This window comes from Chromohalobacter sp. HP20-39 (genome assembly GCF_033052815.1).
Lineage (GTDB): Bacteria > Pseudomonadota > Gammaproteobacteria > Pseudomonadales > Halomonadaceae > Chromohalobacter.
Window position 1 is genome coordinate 1 of record NZ_JAWHTP010000789.1, and the last position, 262, is coordinate 262.

Below are 262 nucleotides of genomic sequence, written 5' to 3' on the forward strand. Positions count from 1 at the left end.
TGGGCCACCAGGTCATGCTGCACGGCTGCACCGTCGGCGACGGCTCGTTGATCGGCATCGGCGCGGTGATCTTGAACGGCGCCCGCATCGGCCGCCACTGCATCGTTGGCGCCGGCGCGCTGGTCACCGAGGGCAAGGAGTTCCCCGATGGTTCTTTGATCATCGGCAGCCCCGCCAAGGCGGTGCGGTCCCTCGAGCCGCACCAGATCGACGGGCTGCGCGCCAGCGCCGCCCATTACGTGGACAACGCCCGCCGCTACCG

At 70.2% G+C, this 262-nt stretch carries 1 protein-coding gene; it reads left to right on the top strand.

Features of this window, described 5'->3' with window-relative positions:
- On the top strand, positions 1-262 hold a 262-nt coding region (locus RVY79_RS20120), incomplete at both ends, for a gamma carbonic anhydrase family protein (protein WP_317466347.1).